19 protein-coding genes are annotated in these 23,417 nt (G+C 58.5%); 11 read left to right on the forward strand and 8 right to left on the reverse strand.

Annotated elements, in window-relative coordinates; translation table 11 throughout:
• Positions 1-6: 6 nt before the first annotated feature.
• Positions 7-2,373, reverse strand: coding sequence for a DEAD/DEAH box helicase (locus JO965_RS08860; protein WP_371826869.1), 2,367 nt, complete (start codon positions 2,371-2,373; stop codon positions 7-9).
• A 210-nt stretch (positions 2,374-2,583) separates the two neighbouring features.
• Here JO965_RS08860 and JO965_RS49290 point away from each other — a divergent pair, with 210 nt between their 5' ends.
• Positions 2,584-2,949 carry a hypothetical protein gene (locus JO965_RS49290; RefSeq protein WP_371826902.1) on the forward strand — a complete coding sequence of 122 codons (366 nt, stop codon included), beginning with the start codon at positions 2,584-2,586 and terminating at the stop codon, positions 2,947-2,949.
• Positions 2,950-3,200: 251 nt separating this feature from the next.
• Here the strand turns inward: JO965_RS49290 and JO965_RS08865 are convergent, their stop codons facing one another.
• Genes JO965_RS08865 through JO965_RS08880 form a run of 4 tightly spaced genes read right to left on the reverse strand, consistent with a single transcriptional unit; the run spans position 3,201 to position 10,679 of the window.
• Positions 3,201-4,175, reverse strand: coding sequence for a DUF932 domain-containing protein (locus tag JO965_RS08865; RefSeq protein ID WP_203443308.1), 975 nt, complete (start codon positions 4,173-4,175; stop codon positions 3,201-3,203).
• A 2-nt stretch (positions 4,176-4,177) separates the two neighbouring features.
• Entirely contained in the window at positions 4,178-7,114 is a 2,937-nt protein-coding gene (locus tag JO965_RS08870; protein WP_203443309.1) for a DUF1156 domain-containing protein, read from the reverse strand.
• Positions 7,115-7,131: 17 nt separating this feature from the next.
• Positions 7,132-7,587, reverse strand: coding sequence for a hypothetical protein (locus JO965_RS08875; protein WP_246776786.1), 456 nt, complete (start codon positions 7,585-7,587; stop codon positions 7,132-7,134).
• A 26-nt stretch (positions 7,588-7,613) separates the two neighbouring features.
• Positions 7,614-10,679 carry an ATP-binding protein gene (locus JO965_RS08880; RefSeq protein ID WP_203443311.1) on the reverse strand — a complete coding sequence of 1,022 codons (3,066 nt, stop codon included), beginning with the start codon at positions 10,677-10,679 and terminating at the stop codon, positions 7,614-7,616.
• Between the two features lie 507 nt (positions 10,680-11,186).
• Between JO965_RS08880 and JO965_RS08885 the strand changes: the two genes are divergently transcribed.
• The 4 genes from JO965_RS08885 to JO965_RS08900 all read left to right on the forward strand — a co-directional run bounded on the left by JO965_RS08885 (position 11,187) and on the right by JO965_RS08900 (position 14,648).
• Entirely contained in the window at positions 11,187-12,077 is an 891-nt protein-coding gene (locus JO965_RS08885; RefSeq protein WP_203443312.1) for a hypothetical protein, read from the forward strand.
• Between the two features lie 44 nt (positions 12,078-12,121).
• Positions 12,122-12,625 (forward strand): hypothetical protein, encoded by a 504-nt coding sequence (locus JO965_RS08890; protein WP_203443313.1) that lies wholly within the window; start codon positions 12,122-12,124, stop codon positions 12,623-12,625.
• A 5-nt stretch (positions 12,626-12,630) separates the two neighbouring features.
• Positions 12,631-13,152 (forward strand): hypothetical protein, encoded by a 522-nt coding sequence (locus tag JO965_RS08895; protein WP_203443314.1) that lies wholly within the window; start codon positions 12,631-12,633, stop codon positions 13,150-13,152.
• A gap of 521 nt (positions 13,153-13,673) precedes the next feature.
• A complete protein-coding gene (locus JO965_RS08900) occupies positions 13,674-14,648 on the forward strand; it encodes a DUF4424 family protein (protein ID WP_246776866.1) in 975 nt (324 codons plus the stop codon).
• A 56-nt stretch (positions 14,649-14,704) separates the two neighbouring features.
• On the opposite strand, the gene JO965_RS08905 is transcribed toward JO965_RS08900, so the two are convergent.
• The gene (locus JO965_RS08905) at positions 14,705-15,064 is read right to left on the reverse strand and encodes a hypothetical protein (RefSeq protein WP_203443316.1); all 360 of its coding nucleotides are present in this window, start codon (positions 15,062-15,064) and stop codon (positions 14,705-14,707) included.
• Between the two features lie 760 nt (positions 15,065-15,824).
• On the opposite strand from JO965_RS08905, the gene JO965_RS08910 reads away from it, so the two are divergent.
• From JO965_RS08910 to JO965_RS08925, 4 genes are all read left to right on the forward strand, one after another.
• Positions 15,825-16,364 (forward strand): MarR family winged helix-turn-helix transcriptional regulator, encoded by a 540-nt coding sequence (locus tag JO965_RS08910; RefSeq protein WP_203443317.1) that lies wholly within the window; start codon positions 15,825-15,827, stop codon positions 16,362-16,364.
• Between the two features lie 255 nt (positions 16,365-16,619).
• Complete coding sequence (locus JO965_RS08915) at positions 16,620-17,222, forward strand: recombinase family protein (protein ID WP_203443305.1); 603 nt, start codon at positions 16,620-16,622, stop codon at positions 17,220-17,222.
• Positions 17,223-17,743: 521 nt separating this feature from the next.
• Positions 17,744-18,445 (forward strand): hypothetical protein, encoded by a 702-nt coding sequence (locus JO965_RS08920; protein ID WP_203443304.1) that lies wholly within the window; start codon positions 17,744-17,746, stop codon positions 18,443-18,445.
• Entirely contained in the window at positions 18,442-18,846 is a 405-nt protein-coding gene (locus JO965_RS08925; RefSeq protein WP_203443303.1) for a hypothetical protein, read from the forward strand. The genes JO965_RS08920 and JO965_RS08925 overlap by 4 nt, the downstream gene beginning before the upstream one ends.
• A gap of 182 nt (positions 18,847-19,028) precedes the next feature.
• On the opposite strand, the gene rpe is transcribed toward JO965_RS08925, so the two are convergent.
• Complete coding sequence (gene rpe, locus JO965_RS08930) at positions 19,029-19,700, reverse strand: ribulose-phosphate 3-epimerase (protein ID WP_203444116.1); 672 nt, start codon at positions 19,698-19,700, stop codon at positions 19,029-19,031.
• Positions 19,701-19,908: 208 nt separating this feature from the next.
• Between rpe and JO965_RS08935 the strand changes: the two genes are divergently transcribed.
• Entirely contained in the window at positions 19,909-21,150 is a 1,242-nt protein-coding gene (locus tag JO965_RS08935; RefSeq protein WP_203443318.1) for an FAD-binding oxidoreductase, read from the forward strand.
• A gap of 128 nt (positions 21,151-21,278) precedes the next feature.
• A complete protein-coding gene (locus JO965_RS08940; protein ID WP_203443319.1) occupies positions 21,279-22,406 on the forward strand; it encodes a hypothetical protein in 1,128 nt (375 codons plus the stop codon).
• A 2-nt stretch (positions 22,407-22,408) separates the two neighbouring features.
• Here JO965_RS08940 and JO965_RS08945 read toward each other — a convergent pair whose 3' ends face one another.
• A complete protein-coding gene (locus JO965_RS08945) occupies positions 22,409-23,413 on the reverse strand; it encodes a P1 family peptidase (RefSeq protein WP_203443320.1) in 1,005 nt (334 codons plus the stop codon).
• Positions 23,414-23,417: the final 4 nt, after the last annotated feature.

Consider the following 23,417-nt stretch of genomic DNA (forward strand, 5'->3'; position numbering starts at 1 on the left):
GGACGCTCACATCCTTGAAGATTTCTGCGCCAGCGCGTCGATAAGGGCGGTTAAATTCGGAGCTACTGAATCGTCCTCTGTGGGGACCTGATCAGGACCAGGAAATGCCGGATTGCCCGGTGACCATAACTCCATCGTCTCCGCGTGCTGCTCGTAGTATGCGGGATCAGTTGAAACTCTGATCGGCTGAATAAGCCCTGGTTGGCGAAAGGCATATTCCCTCTGACCCAGCGGAGAGACCTCAATTCCTGGAGGTAGCAGAACTGCCGATGAGATCACCCGGTCGAGGTCTACCATCGTCAAAGGTGGTTCTGGACGGGGCGGCTCCTCAAGATCGGCTTCTGTTACAGCATCGAGGTCAAAACCTCCTTCGGCCCTCTCAGCTTCAGCATCAATCTCAGCTACCGCCGCCTGCCGATCTTCCTCCTCGGCTCCTTGGCCCCGGAGAACGCGACCCGAGATCAGGCTTGGAAGGCGTGCCAGGATAGGCTGAAGCCGTCCTACGACGGTTTCAAACAAGCCGATGCGCTGGCGCAGGGCAAGGTAGACATCCGTCTCAACGGTATCTGCATAATGCAGGTTCACGATCTGGATGTCCGGAAACTTCTGCCCTAGACGATCAATACGCCCAATCCGCTGCTCCACCCGCATTGGGTTCCAGGGCATATCGTAGTTGACCAGCGATCCACAGAACTGGAAGTTCAAGCCCTCGGCGGCGGCGTCCGTGCAGAGTAGAACGTCAGCTTGGCCCTCTCTAAACCGGCGCTTCACGTCGTCGCGCGAGATCGTACGCCAGCTTCCATCTGGCCCAGCCACTTCGCCGCCACGACCGGAAAAGCACATGATCTTGAGGTCGGGCTCGTTCAGAAGTTGCTGGCGAATGAAGTCCATGGTGTCGGTGAACTGGGTGAACACCATCACCTGCTTGTAACCTGCCGAACGAAGTTCTCTGATTTTGCCACGAAGTTTCTCAAGCTTCGTGTCTGGTGGTAGTGTCCTAATGCGCTCTAAGAGTCGCTCAATGTCAGATCGCTCCTCAAGCGCCAGCGCTTGCTGTTCGAGTTTTGCCGCCTCGTCGGCATCGAAGTCGTCAGCGTCGAGGTCTTCGTCGATGCTTTCTTCCAAAGCAAGCTGAGAGCTTGCAGCTTGGTGATTGGTGATCGCCTGTAAATGCGCTTCGAGTGTCTGCCCAAGGGCGTAGAAGCTGCTGGCCAGTCGGCGACGGTAAATTGTCATTACGAAGCCGACTGCATTCTTCTCCTGGACGGTGGCCTGATTATATGTGGTCGAGATGTATCTCTCGACCTCCTTGTAGATTTCGTGTTCTTCCGGGGACAAGTCGATGAACCGATCATCAACCTTGCGGTTTGCGATGGGCGTCGTGATCTTACCCGCCTTGTAATACCGTCGCAGGAGTTCCCGTGTGTGGCGTGAAACAAGGCGGTTGATAGGCGTGTGCAGACGCATAAGCCGGAGAGCCGTCTTGCGCTCGGCAGTCTCTAGCTTCCGGCGTGGAATGCTCGCCGGGTCGCGGAGAGCGTTCAGGATGCGCTTCGCCCTTAGAGTACTCCCGTTGCCCTCTAACCGACGCACCTCCTCGATTGACACCGGCCCGTAAGCAACTTCCACGGACCGGAACATGGCGGCGAGACGGTCGAATGCATCGTGGCTCGGGCTATCCTGGAGCACCTCGTCAAAGAACCGCAAGAATGCTTCCTGCGTCCATTCAGGAGGAAGTCCGAGCAGGCTTAGGAGATCGTACACCTCGACAGGATGCACTTGCATGGGTGTCGCAGTGAGGAGGACCAGTCCTTGTGTTCTGTCCTTCACTCTACGCATCAGAGCGAGGAGTGCATTCGGACCTCCCTCCTTAGCCGCTCCGGCTGCACGGCGGCGAGCGTGATGGGCCTCATCGAGCACAACAAGGTCCCAAGGCGTCGCAACTTCAAGCAGTTCGCCTTGGCGCTCGCTTCGGCGCACCAGATGGCTAGAAACAATCACGAACGGCTCTTCATGCCACTCCTGCCGGGATACGGCACGCTCGTTCCGTCCCCTCATGGCAGGTGAGGGATACCAAATGAGCTTGGCTCCATCGTAGATAGGCCAGTTGAGATTGAACTTCTCGCGAAGCTCGATCTGCCACTGTCGGCAGACATTCTTGGGTGCCAGGATCAGGACACGTTTCGCCCGGCCCGCTAGGACTGCTTGACGCAGCAGAAGGCCCGCCTGGATCGTCTTTCCAAGGCCAACCTCATCGGCGATGAGGAGTTTCGGTGGCCAGCGCTCATAGAGGCGATGGAAAGCACGAACCTGATGCGGCCAAGGTGTCACAGCCGACGTGACCTCGCCGACCCGCTCTCCACCGTTCGGCATCTTCGGAGCATTTGCGATGAACGACCACACCGCCCGACGTGGGTCGAGGTAGGGCTCTGATGCCTTTTCGGCAGGGGTTTGCGGCTGCTCCGGTTTTGGGTCCACCGGTTCAGTAGCATCAAGGCGCTTCAAACGTGCTGGGCGATCATCGGAAGGGAGAAAACGCAGCAGGTCATCACGAGCGGCGCTCGGCACGTCGAGGGTAACAACGTGGCGAGCTTGGTTGGCCCAGATGCGAGCGAAATTCTCGTCCTCCTCACCGACCCTGTCGGGATCACGCCAGGAGGTAAAGACGTTCAAGCTCTCCCAGTTACGGGTCCATCCCGCCTCGGTCTCATTGAGAGAACCATTGAAGGCGAGACGATCACCAGTCTTGTCCTCAATGATACCGGATTTTTCATGGAAAAGCCCGTTCGCCGGGAGCGGCTTCCGCCGCTCATCACAAGGCACGGCAACGCGGATTTCGAGATGTCCGTGGGACACCATCCAGGCGAGGAGTTCGAGTGCCTCGGCCATAGTCGGATCACCCGGCTTCAGAGGCGCACTGCGCAGATGCTGCTCAACTTTCTGCTTTAGAGCTTCACCTTGCTCGATAGCGTCGATCTCCTTCTGCTCCAGGGTACAACCGACCACCATCCGCATCCGACCACCGTTGGCGATCATCCACTCAACGCCCCTTGCGGCGAGCGCGAGCGCCGAGGCCGAGAAGAATCCGGTGAGCCGATCATAACGAACTGCACAGGACAGGAGTGGGATATAGAGTGACCTTACGAGGTCCCCATGGTCCGGTGTGTACTTGAGTCGCCAACTGTGGTCCTGGAGAATCGTCATTCTGCGCCTCTGATGCGCTCTGGCAGTGCCGGGAAGAGGTCAGCCATCAGGGGGAGCACGTCCGCCAACAACTCCTCTTCCTGTTCAATGGACCGCCCGTGGCCGACCACCCAGAGTAAACCTTGATACACATCATAGGCGCTCCCGGCAGGCGCTGGAGAGCCTGGAACGGGCGATGTTAGGCTAACTCTAATCTGGCTGGCGCTTTGTCCTTCTAGTGGCCTTCCAACGGCGCAGTCGTAGCCTGTGCGAAGGACATGAAATACGCGGGCGGCGCGTAACTTGCCCCAGCGGGCCGTCACATCCGTATCGACCCATTGTACTAGGCTTGTCGGGTCAAACTTGATTTCGGCCCACGATCTCAGGTCTTCAACTAGACGACGCGACTTGGGCAGACGCTCCACCAGGAAGTCGATGGGAGAGGCAGCCGACATATAGTCCGCATGATGCACTTTTCGGAGACGATCCCCCTCCCAGATTGTTAGACCATTGTTGCAGATGAGCCTGCGCCATCGGATCGCTAACTCGAATGCACGGCTCCGATCCACTGAGTTCCAGAGGACGACCTCTGCCGCGATTTTGTCGCCGACTGTTGCTTCAACTGGTTCAACCGGAAGGGAGACCTCAACCCTCATCCGCTCGCCATAGTCCGATAGCCATACGGTGGCATTTGTCGCTTCCGATTGCCAGTTCTGCTGCTCAAAAGCCGCTTGGAGCATCCCGATGGTGTCTTGATGCTGGATCAGCACATAACGCTTCGAGACCGTGGAAACCGGCACCCAACGCTCATCGTCAGGCACAGGATCACGCAAAATTAGATCGAGGTACTCGTTTAGGGCATTCTCATGTGTGAAGTCCCTGCGCGAGAACCTCGGAAGGCTGGCTGCTAGGTCATCGAGGGTACCGGTGATCCGGACAACCTGCTGACCTAACCAGCGCACTTCCTCTAGGGGGAGACGCTCGACCTTCATGGTTAGGCAGCCTCGGCCTCTCTCCACAAGTCAAGCTGCTTGGGCTCATCCACCTGATCTGCAAAAGCGAGTTTGCGGAGGTTCTCCAGTGCCTCGAAGTCTGACCCAGCGGAAGCGAGATCGCCGTCGAGGTCGATCCCGCTAAAGGTCTTTGAAACTGGGAGAACCTCCAGAACCGCTTCGAGAGCAGCAAAGAATGACGGCTCAGTATTGACCTTAGTCTTCTCTAGCATCTCGCGGGCAGCTTGCAGCGTACGGGTGCGGCCAATGTTGGCTGCGTGGTGGATCGCATCTATCATGGCACGGGAGCCATCCGAGGGACCCAGCGCTCCCTTTGCTGCGCGCCGCGCGCTGTCCCAAAGTACAAGGTCACTCCCTTTTTTCTCGGCGAGCACACCAACAATCTGGGTATCAAGATCAACGCCGACTGCGCGGGCAAGCCGAAGAGCCTCATCATAGGGGAAGACGGGAGCCCGGAATGCATCCCAGGCAAGCACAAACCATGACGTTAATGAGTCCAGTTCGGCACTGGCTTTCATATGGGTGAGTTGCTCCAGCCTCCACCGTTTCACCTCCCTCCTTGCAGCCTCTAGTGCGTCCTCGGGTGTCACAGCGTAAGGATCAAATGCCTCCTCAAACATTTCAGCCTGCTTGCGACGGCGCAGTGCCTCTGGCTGTGGGCGAGGTGTTCCTCGTTTCAGAGGCCAGTGCCGAGAGAACTCCTCCAGTGCTGGACCAAAGCTCGCGAGATAGAGATCAACTCCGGAAATGCCCGACTGCTGGAACTCGGCCACACGAGCACGCACGGCTCGTGCAACAATTGGCTCCACGTCCTCCCAGTAGCTTGTCTCAGTATGGGCGACATCATCAACGCGGGGACGACAAACCAAGAAAATAGTCGAGTTCGCCGCCGATTTGTCCATAATGTGCAGTGATCCTTCGGCTTCGGTGTTAATCGGCCAAGAAGCCGAAATGGAGAATCCCGCTTGCATTAGTCCAGTTGTGAGCGCATCCCACGCTCCCGTTGCCTTATGCGTGAACATGAGGGTCATCACGCCGCTGGGCTTCAGAACACGGCGGCACTCTTCGAAAATGCGCGCCATGCGTTCCTGGTAGTCGCGACCTGCAAGCCTCTTGGCTCCTTTCTGACCGGCAAATTTCGCTGGATTTGCGACGGCTTCGCTTTCTTTGTCTGTCAAGTGGCGCGTAAAGAATTCGGGAACAACCCGACCTGCCGTCCTTTTGAGCCAGACGTAGAAAAAGTCGGATAACTCGGCGTACATAACGTTGTCATAGTATGGCGGGTCCATGACAACTATATCAACCGACTGATCCTCGATATGATCAAGTGTATCACCGGGCTTGCCGGTTACTGTTACGAGGGGCGGTTTGAACTCAGATTGGAGGGGCTCCGAGAGAAGATCAGGAGCGGTTACGGCATCCGGCCTCGCAAGCTGTATCAGTTCATCTATGCACTTCGCCGTCTTACGAAGGCACCAATCATAACCGTGGCCTTCCGCGACCGGGACCATTTCGCAGAAGGACCAGCAGAAAGCGAAATCGTGTCGGTCAAAAATTGACCGGACCGTTTGCTTGCGAACGTCCCACCGACATGAGCGATTGTTATAGTTTATCATCGTATCGAGAGCGAGGGCCAGATAAACGAATGCCGCTCTCGTTATTTCTGAAAGGCCCTTTGCTTCTTCCTCGGCGAGCAGTTCACGGAAGGTTTCCACGGCAGTGCCATGACCGAGAAGCTGACGCGGGGAAAAGAGATCGCGCCAATATGGCATTCCATATTGAATGGGTCGGTCATCGTTGCTTTGCTCTGGAAACCGCTCGGTCGGTATAATGTCCAGCGCATCCCATTCCAACATCTTATCGGCAAGGTGAGCATCGACCCTAGCTTCTTCCTCGTCGCCAGCACGCGGGGCGCGATAACTACGCACCCATTTGTCACGTCCCCGCTTACCTGCTTTCGTACGAGTTTCTATACGGCGCTTTGACACGACGCAGTACAATTGGTCGCCCATCCTGCCTGCCTGCGCCTGCGCCTTGATCTCGCTTCCGTCAATAACTCGCCCGCAGTCTGGGAAGGGACAGATGCCGTCGCCATCGGATACAGTCCCAGCGGACTGCATACTCAATGAATTGACAACCTCGAACTCACAAATTCGGTTTGTAGAGCCCGGCCCACTGTCGCACTTAGGCAATAGGCGTGCTCCAATCCCATCTGGGGTCAACCGCCAATTGGGCGACAGAGGGACGATCCCATCGCAGTAAGGGCAGGTAACGGTACGGGTCCAAAGATGCGTAAGGGTGATGTTGTCAGGTGCTTCCGGTTGCGGAAAGTACGAGGAAAGAGATGCTCGAAGCCGGGTGCTGAACGACTGAGCTAAGTTCTGGAAATGGTCCTTGAGGGCTGGACCGAATTTAACTGGCCACTCAACAGTCCCTTTTTGGATGAGTGCAGCTACTGGATTAAGGTCATTGGATAGGACGTTTAATCCGAGACGTGCAGCCTCGAAGGGTATGCTACCACCACCCGCAGTAGGGTCCAGCACAACCGGAGAGGAAGATACCATCTCCCTTTTAAGATAGTTGCGGTCGGAGGTGTTTAGGTTGTGCGAGAACGCTCGATTGTAATCGTAAGGGTTATCGACGCGTACACCTGTTTTCCGCGCCGTAATAATCTTACGTCTCGCTGCTACGGGATCACCATGGATTCCGAGGGCGTGTAGAAAGTCACTTCGGCTTGCATCCGCAGGCAATAACGAGCCTAGAATTGCAGCGCGCGATGCGACCAGTGGACGGCGTGCCCACCAGACGTGAAGATAATAGACCGGAGGAAGCTCCTGGAGCGAGCGGCGTTCGCGTGCGCTTTCCTCTCCAAGCGCAGCAATCGGCAACCAGCGTTCAATAAGGCGGGTGTCGGTCATAATTCTTCTTCGTTGTTTCAGACGCGTTTGGGGTCGGTGAGCAGGTAACGTAGTGCCGTAAGTACTCTGCGTGGGTTCTTGCGGTGCATCGCCATGCCGAGCCAGTAGGCAGCTTCTTCACGCCCCATAGCCTCTATGCCTTCGGCAACTGCTCGCATAGCATCGCGCGAACGCATCGGGGCAAGAGTTCGGAATAGCAGACCAAGCATGAGTGCAAGGTCTTCTTCAATCCGGTGCCCCTCCTTACGCTCGGCTTCATGGCCGGTAAGCCGCACGCCAGCTTGGGACAGCCGCCGGAGCACGCGGTGCTCAATGAGTTCGAGGTTGCGCCCTCTTAGGCCCGCGACTCGGGTTGCCGTAGTGATATGAGGCGAGGCGAGCGAAGGGAGTTGCCAGACCTCGATTTCGGTATCTCCAGGACCATGACGCCGGACCCGTAATTCGTATATCGGGGCAGTCTGGGTCGTCACCATGCCCTCGATCCTTCTCAGTCGAGCCGTCATGCCTTTGCCTCCGCAGTAGCCTCGACATAAGCCGCTCCCGTCGCAAACCGGGTTAGCTGCTCGGTGAGCTTCTCCGTACCCTCACTAGACACGGGGAGCCCTTCGCTGAAGGTTATCTCGAAGCGGGCTTCTAGTGTCTTCTCCGAGGCAGCACGCAGTTGCGGGTCGAGGAAGTCCTTCAAGGGCTGAGCGTCCGTTGGCGTTCCCTCGTACCTGACCTCAATGGTGCTTCCGCCGGTAGTTTCATAGCCCCCTTCAAGATGCACTTTCTTGGCATCGGCTCCGCGAACGGCAGCAACGACGCCAATCAAGCGGAAGGCGTCACCTGCATCGAACATCCGGATGGTAAGTTGGCCAAGCCGCTCAACACGCTTAGCCTGCGCTTGCTCCCAGAGCCGGATGAGCGCTTCACGCAGTGGCCCCTCTGCTGTGAACCGAGACTGCCCGTTCGACTGCGATGCTCCAGGACTGCTCCCCGTATCGGTATCAAACGGCTTCTGCGGCTGCCCTCCGAGCCCTGGCCCTGTATCTCCGGCTCCAGATGGGGCCGGGCCAGTTTCAGGTTTCCCTGGTTCTCCGGCAGGCTTGGGTGCTGGACGAGGCCAAATGCCATGCTCGACGGCATAGGCCATGGTGAAGACGCTGGCCTGCTCATCAATGGCGATGCTCGTGTGGGGATCACTCTTACCATAGAGCAGGTCGCCTCGCCGGTAGACGTATTCTCCCTGCTCGATCCCACGCCGGATACCCTTCAGGAACACATCATCCCCGATAAGGATTGGCAGGGTTGGATCGCGACGGAATTCGTCGCGCAGGGCAGCCGTTGTGATCTGGCCGCGTTTCAGAGGTGTCCGGTCGCGGATATAGGCCGGAGCATCCGGCTCATCCTCGGGCGCGCGCAGTTTCCGGAATTCCCGGAGTGCCCGGACAACCTGCTGTTGGCCAGAGCCGGGCTTTTCGGAGGCCGAATGAATGTCTAGCGCGCTGTGGGCCAGATCAACCGTCGCCCCGGTAGCACGGGTCTTGCTAGGATAGAAGACATGCCGGAAACATTGCTGGATGGCGATAGCCACCTCGGTCTCGGACCGAGCTTCATACTCTCGAACCTTTGCCTGTTGGTGCTCGGCCAGTTCACTCAGGCGCTCTGGTGACTTCAACTCGCGAAGTGCCAGCCGACGAGCCATCTTCTGACGCATGTCGTCGATGCGACCATCATCGGCCACCACGAAGACAAGATTATTCCGCAGCGCTCGGAGGCTGCCACCCTCCGATCCTTTCCGCTCATAGATGCGGCCCACGAGATCGGGCACATTGTCTGCACCGACCCCAACGCTGCACGCATCCTGAGAAAGCAAGACCAGCAGGGGGCGACCGCTTCCGACCTCATCGGGCACATCCCATGGCCCACCAGGAAACGGCACGGCCTCCATCGTCGAACCCGCGAAGATGCCCTTGATACGGTCGTTCAGTTGCGCTCGTAACTCACCAGGGTCAACATTCTGCTCTTGCCGACGAATGACCTGGGTGAGGTTTGCCTCAGCCAGAAAGCGCATCGGCGCACCAGGGCGATCATCGAGGTATGCCGACTGGCTAATGAACTTCTGTCGGGCCGACTCAATGAAGCTTATGTCGATCTGGGGACCAAGAAGCGCGAAACGAAGGTGCTCGGGTGTAACTCCCTTTAGCTGATCATTGAAGGCCAGCGTATGCATGAAGGCAGTTCGCGCGACATAGATTGCGTACGGCGGAAGGCCCCGGAACTGATCTTCGTCGATTTCCTGGGCAAGCGCCTTCTTATCCCCTTCTCCAGCAACATCGTTGCGGATGGCGGGCACATACATGGATTGTCCGAGACGGGTGACGATCTCCTGCCGGATCGGCTCATAGCCGGGATCAATGTGGTGCAGGTGGATCGCCGTTGCATCCCCAGGTCGTGTGGCCCAGAGCCTCCCAACCGTCCGCCCGAGGAGACGCAGCATTCCACGAACCCGCTGGAAGTTTGCCAGTGTGGCGGTCTTCGCTGTGAAGGTCTCCAGGACATCTGGGTGCAGCGGGTAACTTGCCATGAAGTCAGCCACCGTCTGCGCCTTCCCGGCTTCCGGCGACAAGGATGCCTTATGGTCATGCCACAGTGCTCGGTAGTTCTCCACCGCCTGACTTGCCCCCTGAGCATCAATTCGCTCAAAGAGGCGGCGCAGAATGACCTGAACGGTCTCGTCATCTTCCGTTGGGTTAAGGAGTGTTGCCTTACGGGCTGAGACGCTCTCCGCCTCGGCCATCTTATCGGCGATGAATTGGTTCTCGTTGCCGTAGGCATCCGATGCCCGACCATCTTTGCCGACCGCAAGGGTATAGACGAGGGCGGCGCGTGGCGAGGACTCGACCGCTTTGAAAAGGGAGGTCAGGAAGGCGGTGAGTTGGTCGCGAGCCCCGGAACGTCCTTGGATTTTGCGGAGGTAAATCGACAACTCGTCCAAGAGGATGAGAGCGGGACGATCAGCAAATAACTCTGCCAACGTCTCGGCACCGGGAGCCATACCCTCCTCATCTGATGCTCGGACGCGCTCATACCCCTCCTTCCCAGCGAGTGCATAGGCGATCTCACCCCACGGGGTATAAGCCAGAACACCGTCGCCCATACGTCGCCCATTAGCCGGGTCAGCATTTTCGCCATCGAAGGCTGCAACCCTTACCTCCTCTCGGGGGAGAAGTTCAGGACTGATGAACTCACCATAGTCGTTAATTCCCTGCATCCCTCGCGCAGCATGGACGAGAGCTATGAGCCCATGCGTCTTGCCGCCGCCGAAGCTGGTATCGAGACGGAAAATGGCGCTTACGGCCCCACCTGCTCCTGAAAGCCGAGCGCAGACGTTAGCCAGTAGGCTCTTCAGACCACGGGTCGGGTAGGTGTTACGGAAGAACCGAACTGGGTCGGAGTACTCGACCGGGCCACCGCCTCGGATGACGTGCGACAGGTCCGCCGCAAAATCCGCGTCGCTGGCAGTTCCAGCAAGAACATCGGCACGGGGAACGCAAAGATCGAAGATTGTCTGGGCACTCATTTGACTGGCGTAAGCAAGAGTTCGGGTCCGACGAGGTCGTTAACGGCCTCCCGGCGCTCCCACTCACGCAGACGCACAGGTCGTTGCCCGCAAACTCCCCCAAACCTGATTTGTGCATGGAGGAAGGCTCAATGTCGAGCCTGCGTACAACATTACACCTAACGCACGGCAGAAATTAGTAGACAGATTTGAAAGTCATGAGAGTCTCGAATCATCTGAGGCAGTCATGGAGCCCGCCATTTGATCCAGTCGTCTGCAAGTAAATTACTGAAACCTCGGCCTTTTTCAGGCTGGTCTTTGGACGCGGCTGTCGAATTTGATGCTTCCTGCCAATCCTTTCTCAGTTTTCTCTTTTGCGCCCCTCCGCTGAAACGACAGGCTGTGTTCTCTGCCTTCGCAGTTCTTGCCCGAGAGGGGGCCGAACGGCTTGCGGCGCACCTCCATTTTCTCGCGCCGGGCGATTGCCATCCTCGCCAGGACCCCAGGAAGCAGATCGCACGGGCACTGATGGTTACCTCGCGGGCCAGGGATATCGTCCGCGCTGCTTTTGGGCGTGTCCCGGACGGCTTCCTGGGTATCCTTCGTCGTCTTGGTGATAGCCCGCTTCCTGACCCCGCTCAGTACTGGACGCTTTATGAGACCCTAAGCAACCGCGAACATCGCTATCGAGCGCGGGCTTTGATGCAGCGCAGCGGTCCAATCAGCGCCAAGCACGTCGAGATCGTACACCGTCTCGATCCCGTCCTTGTTCACTTGAACATCCTGGACCGCATTCACAGCGTGGATCACATTGAGAGCGCGAACGCTGCCCTTGCGCTGATCCGGAGGGTAGTCTCGACTGCTTCTGATCAGGCTATTCGCCAGTCAGTCGAACACCTCCAGCCTAAGACCGACCTCGCGACTTTTTTCACTCGCTGGCTGAGCAAGATGGATCAGCCACCGGCTGTGCCGCCAATCCCGAAGAACGATCCCGATTTCGCGGTGCTGACGACGGGTGAGGCGATGATTGCACTCGGGCGGCGCTATCAAAATTGCGCTGCTCAACAGGTCCCGCTCGTGGCAACGGGATCACATGCTTACGTTGAGTGGCTCCATGAGCCTGGAGCAATCGCGGATTGCCGCTATACGACGGACGGACGGTTCGTGCTCGTCGATATCTTTGTCCATAGAAACGGTCGGCCCAGCCCAGCGCTCTGTGCCACCGTCCGTCGCAAGCTCGCAGCACGGGGAATCCCGGCTCTTTCCCCTGGCGATGGCTGCCCTCGTGTGCGCGACGTTCTTCATCTGCTCGGGCTTTGGGACACAGTCGGCGACCTGGGTTTCGAGCACGAAGCCGACATGGAGGAGGGTCTGGCTGCCTTGGAAGCGGAGCTTTCGGAGACAGTCCGCGCTGCATGAGCCCGTCACAAACCGGCTTTACACCACCGTGTTGGGAAGACCTCATGCCTCAAGCCAGCCTCATTGCACTCCTGATCCTCGTCCTCGTGATCCCCTGGCGGGGTGCCCATGCCGGGATCATTCTGGCGGGCGTCGCGTTCTGGATCGCCACAGAGATGGTCGCGCCTGACCGAAAGGAAGTTTCTGCGCAAGCCTCCATAACCCGCACCTTCAACGCGAACGTCCACGTAAGCAACGAGCAGGTGAACTTCGATGAGCGGCTCATCACGGCTATCGTCCACAACGGCAGCAACGCGCGTGTTTATGATGTCTGGCTCCGTTGCACCTTCCAGGTTCCTCAGACGCAGTACAAGGCAACCGATCCGAGTGGCAAGAAGGAGATGATCTCGACTGATTATCACTACAGCTATATCGCCCCAGGCGTAGCCGAGCAGGTTTCTCTCGTACTGGAACCGCATGGGCTCCTCACGAGGGCGCACCCTTCAAGCTTTTCGTGCGAGCCGCGCTACCAGTACGAGGCGGTAGACCTCTTCCAGGCAGGAGGATGAACCGAGTGGATTCGGATACCGCTCTTCTCGTTTTCTTGGGGGTGTGCCTGATCGGGGTGGTTCTCGTTGGACTGCTGATCGTCTTTACCCCGATCATGTCGTGGCTGCTGATCGGAGGTGTTGTCTTCTTGGGTGTCAAGTTCGGGCTTACGCTCTTCGGTCTGAGTGGAGCATCATCAGATCGCCCCCGCTTGCTCTCGGAAAATTTGGTTTCGAAATCGACGATCTCGATGTCAACCGGGGTCCGACCGGCTGGCCCTGAGCGATTCGCGATCAATGCAAGCGGTTCGATCAGCAACCACTCTGACCGGCTCATCACGGGCATCAAAGTCTGGTGTCGGGCGGAGGCTCTGCACGGCTCGGATACCGGCTCGGGGACCATTCCGGTGGCGGTGAAACCCGGCGAGACACAATCCTTCTCAGGTGAGGTCGCCAACCGGTTCTATGGAATCGCCCAGAGCGGGAAGGTGCTGCGGGTTGCACCAGAACGCCACTTCTGTCGGGTCGAGCGGCTCATCGAGGGATGAACTAGAGAACGGGCATCGAAAATGCTGTGCTTCAACCATATCGGCTCTGGTGCAGCGACTTTACCGAGACGAGGCGCATAGCTATCACCGGCCTGTGCTCGGCTGATTGAGATGGTTCAGCATCCAGAAGACGGGCGTATGATGTAGGGGGTCTTGATGAGATACGCAGTAGCTGCGCTACTTCTTTGTGTTCCGTGCGCGGCAAGTGCCCAAACCTACCGGCTGAAATGTGAGTATTTCAATGTGCCGGAGAGTGAACTACTAGACCAAGCATGTTCAGCGAAATCCACAACTCAGAACGGTCAAGATGTGACAGAGTTTCGGATTGGGCGACGTGTAATCCGTATTGCCGTTCTGGATAGGCAAGGGATTTGGGCGCGGATCACGTTCAATGGTCGTCCGGGAATGCGCTATGAACATGACCGCGAGACATTCTCCTACTCCAGTGCCGATCTAACCGAGACCCTCGACACCTCTAGTCTAAAGCGATGAGAAATCTTCTGGTACGCGCTGCTTCCTGTATGGGGATCGCGATCCTCTCATGCATAGGGGCTGCTGTGACAACGGCATCCGCCAATGACAGCGCTGCCCATATCGGGGCGGGTGGCCTTGAGTTCACAACCACGGATGCCGTGATCATGGAGAAAGAAGACCTCTATCTTTCTCCGGAACTGGTGAAGGTCGATTACGTCTTTCGGAACGTAACAAGTAGTCCTGTCGAAATACGGGTAGCTTTCCCATTGCCTCGCCTCGATATGCGCCTCGTACAAGGCTGTTCCGATGTAGGTATCCCACATCCAGACGACGAGAACTTCGTTCGATTTGCGACCCAAGTTAACGGTCGGCCCGTGCGGATGGATGTGCAGACGAAGGCTTACGTCGCCAGCCGCGACATCACACCTGTCCTTAAGGAGTTAGGAATCCCGATCAATAGTCTCGGGGGCAAACTTCAGGAGCGCCTCGAACGATTGTCGGCAGCGGAGAGGAACCGGCTCACGGAGGTGGGAGCACTCGGAGAGCAAGAGTACTGCGGCGATGGTCCCCAGCCCGTCTGGACGACCGAAACGATCTACCACTGGCAGCAGCGGTTTGAGCCCGGTGTCGCCACGCGGATCAGCCATGGCTACAGCCCTGTTGTGGGATCGTTCTTCATCTCGCCTGACGACAAGCTGTTTGGACCACCCGACCGGATGACGCCACGTGATCCTGATCTCACCCGGTTTTGTGTCGATGAGGGGACATGGCGCGCTATTCGCAAGCGGGCTGCGAAAGGTGGGGCAGTGATCGGTCGGAATCTTGAATACATCTTGCAGACCGCTCGATCCTGGAGAGGGCCTATCAGAGACTTTACACTCACCGTCGATAAGCTGATGCCCAACGCTTTAGTATCGCTATGCGCAGATGGCATCCGCAAGGTTGGTCCGACGACATTCGAGGTAAAGAAGCGGGACTTTCGTCCCGACAGCGACCTCGATGTGTTGTTTATCAACTTCTGACCTAAAAGGCCGGATAGGCTTCCGGTCTGAGATGAGCAGGAAGCAAACTAGGGCGACTAGTTACTTGGTGCGACATCCAATGCTTTCTCGAAAACCCACTGGTCTTCTCTATCCCAGAACTGAATGCCCAGAAGGTCGGCCCGTGTCACTCGGTTCTCCATCTCATGGTCGGAGATGAAGGCACCAACGGCTTTTTGCTGCTCTGAGAACACTATTGCGAGGTGGTCGTGAAAAGCAATATCCTCGCCAAAAGCGAGTTTGAACGCGATGAGGTCTTTGTCCTGGCCAAACCAGATGCCGCAAATCGGACGGGATAAAAGCTCGCAGTTGCGGAGGCGGCGATCCCAAATGATGTTGATGGCTCGCTCGGCGGTGCAGCCTCCATAGATTACGAAGGTAGGGGGTCGAATTGTCATAAGTTCCTTTCAAATGATGATGACAGGCATGGGCTCCAGGGGGCGACTTGTCACTGGAATTGAGTTCAGCTTCAGTGGCGATAGAGCGCGACGTGGCCAGATCGCAGTCCGAATGGGCTGATATCTCGCCCTGCCATTCCAAGAGCAGATCGTATCTGGATGGACGACCGATACGATCTCCCTCCGCAGTTCCGACGGTGCGATAGGCCGCAACTTCGTATGCCATCGCTGGCCAACAGCTTTCAGGAACTCAGTTTCCGTGAGTGCTTCGAGGCTGACGATCCCTCTAATGCCGCCGTCAGCAGACCACCAAAGCCATAGGCCAACGTCCCACCACCAGCGCGATGTTGCTCGTCGATTATAATCGACGATATTGCGCACGGCGGTGCGCCATTGCCGAAATTCGTTAGGTGTGTGGATAGCGGCCTGTATCTCAACCGCGAACAGACGCCTGGGATTGATGGCAATTACACGGCGGGAAAGACGGTTTGCATAGCGGCGAGCGCATCGTGCACAGGTTATCTGTGCACAGCGGTTCTGAGAGTGGCACCATCGGTTCATCCAGTATTTAGCAGCTTGTGCAGGTCGAACATACCGATTCCAGGATTGTGCGAGGGCGAGGATTTCGTCCGTTCAACTACGCTGGGTCTCCAAAATCATTCCACCTGTGGAAATATCACCCCTGGACATGATATTTCCACAGGTGGAATGATTGCATCCATGAAGCCTTCCAATGGGGGCGGACGATCCGGCGAGATAAATGGTCAAGAATCAGAAGAAGGAGCAGACCTCTCAGGACGGGGCAGAGTGGCTCCAGGAGATGGTCCAGAATGAAAAGGAGAGCGCCAAGCGCTCGCTCTCCGATGCCGAAGCTTCCGAACGAAGGCGCATGAAAGGTGTGGTGGAGCAAAGCGCTTGGACACTCCGCTGCATCATGCGCGTGCTTCGACAAAACGAGCTATCTCCGCAGAGCGTCGAAATCCTCCTTGCTGTGGCATTGAAGCCTGGACTTCGCATGAATGAACTGCCGGAACTTACCGGGATGGCCCTCTCCTCGGTATCCCGGAACCTAGATGCACTTGGGGCGGTTCACAGGCACGGCAAACCTGGGCTCGAACTGGTCGCCACAGTGCCCGATCCCGAGGAGCCTCGCAGGAAACTGGTTTTTCTGACGGTAAAGGGGCGGATGCTTGTCGAGCGTCTCCTGGGTGATCTGGAGCCGAGCGAGATCATCGAACTCGATGTTCCGACAGCACAGGAGGGGCTTAAAGCTCAGAACCGGAAGGACATGGAGCCCTGACCGGTCTCCTTCCCACGCTCAAACTAACTTTCTGTCCACTCCGGCTCCAGACTGAGTTTGCGGTCGATGGTCGGCGGGGACGGTGGTGGAGAGCATCGACCTTGGGCTGTTACCGGCTGGGGTAAATCTGGCCGGATCAACCTTCTCCAGAATGTCTTCAGTTTCTGGACTGCTGGAGTGGTGACGGGAGTTCAAAGTGTTTGACGTGCAGAAAGTCCGTGCGAGAATCTTCCCAAACTGCACGGGAGTTTTTGGATGGTTGCTGGTCGGAAGTTCGGGTACTCGCGCGTCTCAACCTCTGACCAGGACTGGTCCCTTCAACTCGATGCCTTGATCAAAGCCGGTGTCGATGACCGGGACATCTATCGAGAGAAGGCGTCGGGCGCGAAGCGGGATCGCACTGAACTCCGCCGCATGCTCGATCAACTTCGTCCAGGCGATCAGGCAACGGTCTACCGCCTCGACCGGCTCGCCCGCTCTCAGCTTCACCTGCTCCAGATTGTCGAGGAGATCGAGACCAAGGGGGCAAAGTTGGTTTCAGTCATGGACAACATCGACACGAGCACGGCAACCGGCAAAATGGTCGTCGGCGTGCTGGCTGTCCTGGCCGAGTTCGAGCGCAATCTCTTGATGGAACGCAGTGCAGCAGGTCGAGCCATTGCCCGTCAACGTCAAACTCGCTTTGGCCGACCACCCAAGATTACCGAGGCTCTGATCCGGCAGGTGATGCTCGCCCATGATGACCCGAACATCACGGTCCCGGAGACCTGTCGCGTGCTGGGGATCAGCAAATCGAGCTATTACATGGCTCTTCGGGCAGGACAGCGCGAAGCCATGGGATCAGCCGAAGCCGCATAATCGGGTCCGAACTTAGTTTTGCCGGTCCATGACGGCCAGGAGCCGGAACGGCGACCGTGCAGGGGATCGGGAAGGAACATCGCGCTGTCGAGGCTGCCGCCTGAGCCCAAACTTAGTTTGGGCAGCGGCGGGGTGGTCCTGGTCCTCATTCCTCTCCCTCTGTTCTTCTCGACCGAGGTCCACGGGGTGGGCATCGCGCTTTTGTACATTGAGCGGGCCGAGAGCAGCGAGGCGTGCGTTCATCGGGTTCATCCCGAACTCGGCTGGAAGCCCTATTGATCCGACGAAGGCGCGCGCCGAGCCAGCGAGAGCACAGCGCATTCCCATTGAACAATGTTGTACCAAGTACATTGAAGAAGAATATATTGTTCAATGGGAACAATTAAGCTTAGTATTAGTCACTCCCATTAAATGGGAAGCTGATTGCAGCCGCATATTGCGCGGTATTCATCGGCATAACTCATTTCGATTGCCTCATTCTGGTCTGTATTGACCATATCTATTTTAGAAAGACTTTTATCGTGAGCGATATCTCTGATTGGTTGGACGATTATCTTGCTGGCTCAGGCGAGCCTATTCCAGCCCAGCCCAAACCTGCTTTCGTCAATCCCGCAAAACCCGCGCCCGCAGTGAAGAGGACAAAGAAAGCCAAGAAGCCGAAGAAGAACGCGGAGCCCTGGTTCACGAAGTTCCCGGCCAAGGACCTCGTGACAGCTATGCGCCTGCAATTCTTCGATAATGGCGAGAGCCCTGGCTCAGGAAGGAACCAGTACACCCTCAAACTCCGGGCTTATCTCGGTGTGAAGCAGATCGACCAGCGCAAACCTGACTGGGAGCGAACCATCGGCCTTCTCCCCCCGAAAGCAGTGGTGGCCTGGGCCGTCGATGAGCATGCCCAAGGCAAGCTCACGGATGAGCAGTTGGCCCGTTACACTACTGTCTCAGACCAGATCACAACCTGGGCTGATCAGGATGATGCCGAGTTGGCCTTGATGGGGCACATCAGTTCGCCGCCGGGCAACCATTACTTCCACAACCAGTTCGTGGCGGTTCGCCTGACGACCTCGGACGAGATGTCGGTCACCCTCTATCTCGATGGTGATGTGATCGAGGAAACTAAGTTTTACACCAACACGAGATCACGGAAGGCCAACGCCCCGAAGTTCCACGGCCTCTACGATCCGTTCGGGAAGATCAACCCGAAGGTGGAAGGGGAACGATGACGGCTATTGACCCCCTCAAGCTGGCTGCTGCCGTCAAAAAACTCGCAGGCGAAGTTGTTGATGTGAGGAAGGAGAACGAGCGTCTGGACGAGATTCTGTCCACGATGCTGGAGACCCTCGGACCTGAACTGCAAGGTATCGTGGACGAGTCCATTGCCGACGTGAAGGCCGAGAATGAACGGCTTCGGCAAGACATCAAGGAGCTTCGAGAGGATATCAGGTTCCTCCAGGGGCTCGCCGCCGGGCACGAACTCGCCATCATGGAGGCGACCGGCAGGCCGACCGAGGTCATCTATCCTGCGGAGCCGGAGCCGGAGACTCCGCTGCCTAGCGAGGAGGAGTTGAAGGGCTTCCTCCGCAGGAGGGACTACGAGCAGGCTTGGCCGAACCCGGAAGACTGAACGAAACAGGCTATCGCCTGCTTCTCTCTGGTGACCAGTTGATGGTCCTCCAGTCCTGGTGCGTGATCTAACCCTCTGGCCTCGACTGGATACTGCCCAGTTGACGCCTATGACGGGGGATCATGGCTTTCCACTTCCACGCGGGTGATATGCCCGCGCGGTAGCACGATCACCCCTTGATCTCAACGCGCCTTTGCCGCCGCCTCGCGAATGGCAGCCATGTTGGCGGAATAGGCCGAGGGGCCGCCTTTGAACGTGGCGGAACCGGCGACGAGCACATTGGCTCCGGCCTCGGCCACCAGCGGCGCGGTCTCAGGCGTCACGCCGCCATCAATTTCGATATCGATGTTCCGGTTGCCGACCATCTCCTTGATCCGGCGCAGCTTGGTGCAGACGGAGGGGATGAAAGCCTGACCGCCGAAGCCGGGATTGACCGTCATGAGGAGAATGAGATCGACCTCGTCGATCACCGGCTCGATGGAGCCCTCATGGGTGCCGGGATTGAGGACGATGCCGGCCTTCTTGCCGAGCTTCCGGATGGTTTGGAGCGAGCGGTGCAGGTGCGGGCCTGCCTCCGCATGGATGCTGATGATGTCCGCGCCCGCCTTGGCGAAGGCTTCAAGATAGGGATCGACGGGGGCGATCATCAGATGCACGTCGAAGGGTTTGGAGGTGTGAGGGCGCAATGCCCTCACCACATCGGGGCCGATGGTGATGTTCGGCACGAAGTGCCCATCCATTACGTCGATGTGGATCCAGTCTGCACCGGCAGCATCGATGGCGCGGATCTCTTCTCCGAGCTTGGAGAAGTCGGAGGCAAGAATGGAGGGGGCGATGAGAAGCGGGCGTGTCATGCCGCGCCGGTAGCACGAGCCCTTTTCCATCGCAACGGGACATTCAGGCGCGAGCCCAACCAATTGAAGACCACTTGGCTGGGGAGAGGCTCTTTTGCGACAGGAATTCCATGGACGGCCTTGAGCCAACGGGAGTAAAGATGCCTCGTCAAAAGGCATGAACGTCATCGCTCGGCCTGAGAGGCGATTGGAACGGGGCAGGATATTGATGCGTAAGGATGTGGTTGTTCTTGGCGCCGGCATCGTCGGCGTGTCGATTGCCGTGCACCTGCAGAAGCGCGGACGGTCTGTTTTGCTGGTCGACAAGCGCAAGCCCGGCGAGGAGACCTCCTTCGGCAATGCGGGCCTGATTCAGCGCGAGGGTGTCTATCCTTATGGGTTCCCGCATGATTTCGGCGCCCTGCTGCGCTATGCCCTGAACAACACCGTCGATGCCCATTACCATTGGGCCGCGATCCCGAAGCTCGCGCCCTTCCTGTGGCAGTACTGGATGCACTCGCGTCCTGCCCAGCACAAGGCGATCGCGCGGATGTATGCGCCTCTCATCGAGCGCAGCGTCACCGAGCACATGGCGTTGGCGGAAGAATCCGGTTCCACGCAACTGATCCGCCCGACCGGCTGGATGAAGGTGTTCCGCGACCAGCAGAGCATGGACGAGCAGTTCAAGGACGCGGAGGAGGTGAAGCGCGATTTCGGCGTCAACTTCGACGCGCTCGACACCAAGGGAGTCGCGGAGCGCGAGCCGCATCTCAAGGTCGAGACGAGGGGCGGCATCCATTGGACGGATCCGGCCTCGGTCTCCGACCCCCACTTGTTGACCTTGGGCTACGTGGGCCTGTTCGAGCGCCTCGGCGGCGAGCTGGCGGTGGCCGATGCCAAGACGCTCGAGGAAACTGCAACCGGTTGGCGCATCCAGACGGAGAAGGGCCCGGTAGAGGCCGGAACTGTCGTCATCGCTCTGGGCGCCTGGGCGGATGTGCTAACGACAAAGCTTGGGTATGATCTACCACTTGCAGTCAAGCGCGGCTACCACATGCACTACAAGCCCGCGGGCAATGCGGTGCTCAATCGGCCGACGCTCGATTTCGACCGCGGCTATTTCCTGGCTCCGATGACGAATGGCATCCGCCTCACGACAGGCGCGGAGTTCGCCAATCGCGATGCGCCGAAGACACCGGTCCAGCTGCAGCGCGCCGAGCCGATCGCCCGGGAATTCTTCCCGTTGGGCGAACGGGTCGATCCGGAGCCGTGGATGGGCATGCGCCCTTGCACGCCGGATATGATGCCGATTATCGGGCCAGCGCCTAAGCACAAGAACCTCTGGTTCGGCTTCGGCCACGCCCATCATGGCCTGACGCTCGGCCCGGTGACAGGCCGGCTGCTCGCCGAGATGATCACGGGCGAGACGCCAGTCGTCGATCCGAAGCCGTATCGGGCGGAGCGGTTTTAAGCCGCTTTCCTTTTCGTGGCCCTCAGACCCCTCCTTGCAAGATAGGTATCCTATCCGTTTGGAGGGGAAAATGCTTGAATGAGAGGTTAGAACGTTTATGATCCGCTCCAACGTTACGGGGGAGGCGGATGCTGGGGGGCGACCGGTCGCTGATCGGTGACATCTATGAAGCTGCGGTCATTCCTGAGCGGTGGCTCCAGGTTCTCGACCAGATTTCCACCATTGCAGGGGCCGAGGGGGGCTTCATTGCCGCCGGAACCTCAAGAGGGGAAAGATCCTGGGTCGCCACGGACTATTACCGACCCATTTTATCCGAATGGTATGCCGACGGCTGGCATCTGCGAAACACTTGGTTTGAGCGCGGTCTCCAGCGCAAGCGTCTTCAGTTCTTCGACGAAACCGACATTTTCGAATCCGGCGAAGTTGATTCAATTCCGATGTATCGGGACTTCCATCGTCCGCGTGGCGGCGGGCGGTCCGCAGGTGCCATCATGCGGGTCCCCGGTGGCAGCCTCGTTTGCATGCGTTTCGAGCGCGCCTATCATCATGGTCCCTTGGAGCGGGATGTCCGGGAGAGCCTCAACCTCCTCAGGTCGCACCTCGCGCGTGCGTCTTTCCTGTTTACGAAGCTCGGAACGCGGCAGGCCCGCTCGGCGGTTGCCGCTTTGCAGTTCATGGATGTTCCCGCTGCGGTACTCACTCGGAATGGCCGGCTTCTCGCCTGCAATGCGCTCATGGAAACTCGGCTGACGCAGGTGAGCGTGAGAGCGGGCGACCGGATCACTTTCACGGATAGCAACGCCCAACAGGCCTTGAGCGAAAGCCTTGAGCGGATTACGGCCGGTTTGTTCGACCAGCTGCGCGGCCCCATTCCGCTTCCGGCCACAGACGAGCACGGGCCGGCGGTCGCCTATCTGATCCCGATGCGCGGGGCTGCCCAGGATCTGTTCGGCTGCGAGAGCACGCTGCTTATGATCCGGCCTGCCGGTTCAGAGAACCGGCTCATGGATCTGGTGCGGACCCGGTTCGCCATCGATGCCGGCGATGCTCAGCGCTGGGGTCGGCTGATTGCTGCTACATCGCCACGCCTGGCCGCGGCGCTCCTGGCCTCGACCGAGAACGTTCAGGCCACTCTTGACCGCGCGCTCGGAAGCACACAAAACGGATTGGAGGCCCGTATGGCGAACTTCCTGTGGCGACTCGGCGACGATCCGGAATACGGCCCCGCAGGAAGACAACCACTCTGCTTGACTTAGCCTTATTCGCTTTTTCCGAAGCGGTCTCGCCAGGCCGGTTGCGCGCCAGGATAGGGCAGGGCTGTCGCCTCGTAGATGCCACGCGCGATGGCGCGGGTGAGGCAGTCCGCGGCAAGGGCCGTCAGTTCCGTGAACTCCGCGGCTTCATCCTTGAGGGGCTTGCGGCCAATGGCTGCGGCGAAGATCGTGTCGCCGTCGAAGAGGGCGTGGGAGAAGCGTAAGGCTCGAGCTAGCCCCGCATGGGACGCAATGGCAAGCCGCTTGGCCTGAGCCTTGGTCAGAACGGCATCGGTGGCGATGAGCGCGATGGTGGTGGCCGGTTGTGGTCCGCCCTTCCAGATGAGCTTGCGTTTCTCCGGATCGACGCGCTTAGGGTGCCCGTGCCCGCCAAACTCGCCGCCTTCCTCCAGGGCGCCAGCCCAGAAATGGGGACCGTTGCCGATCACGGCCGAAGCGATGCTGTTCACCACGACGAGAGCGCCAACCGTATGACCGGTGGAGGTCGTGGCGCTCGTTGAGCCCAAACCGCCCTTCAGGTTTGCCGTCGTGGCGCCGTATCCTCCGCCGGACGTGCCGAGTTCGAAGTCCAGGCCGGCTTGTTGGGCTGCCTCGTAGCCGAGTTCCCGATAGGGTGGATAGCGACCCCAATCCTTGTTGCCGCCGTTGATGAGATCGAAGATGGAGGCTTGAGAGACCAGGGGAACGAGAGCGTCCCTCACGGCAAAGCCGATCCCCTGTTCCCGTAAATAAGCCTGGACGCCGCTGGCCGCATCGAGACCGAAGGCGGAACCGCCGGAGAGCACGACGCCGTGGATGCCGGGCACCATCTTGTCCGGGTCGAGCAGATCGGTCTCGCGGGTAGCCGGGGCTCCGCCCATGGCAAAGACGGAGGTGACCGCAGGCTCATCGAAGAGAGCGACGGTCACGCCGGAACCGAGGATGGCATCGTGAGCATTGCCAATGCGAAGTCCGGCGACGTCGGTGATGAGATTGCGGCGCTGTGTCATGGGG

It is taken from the genome of Microvirga sp. VF16 (assembly GCF_016864375.1).
Taxonomy (GTDB): domain Bacteria; phylum Pseudomonadota; class Alphaproteobacteria; order Rhizobiales; family Beijerinckiaceae; genus Microvirga.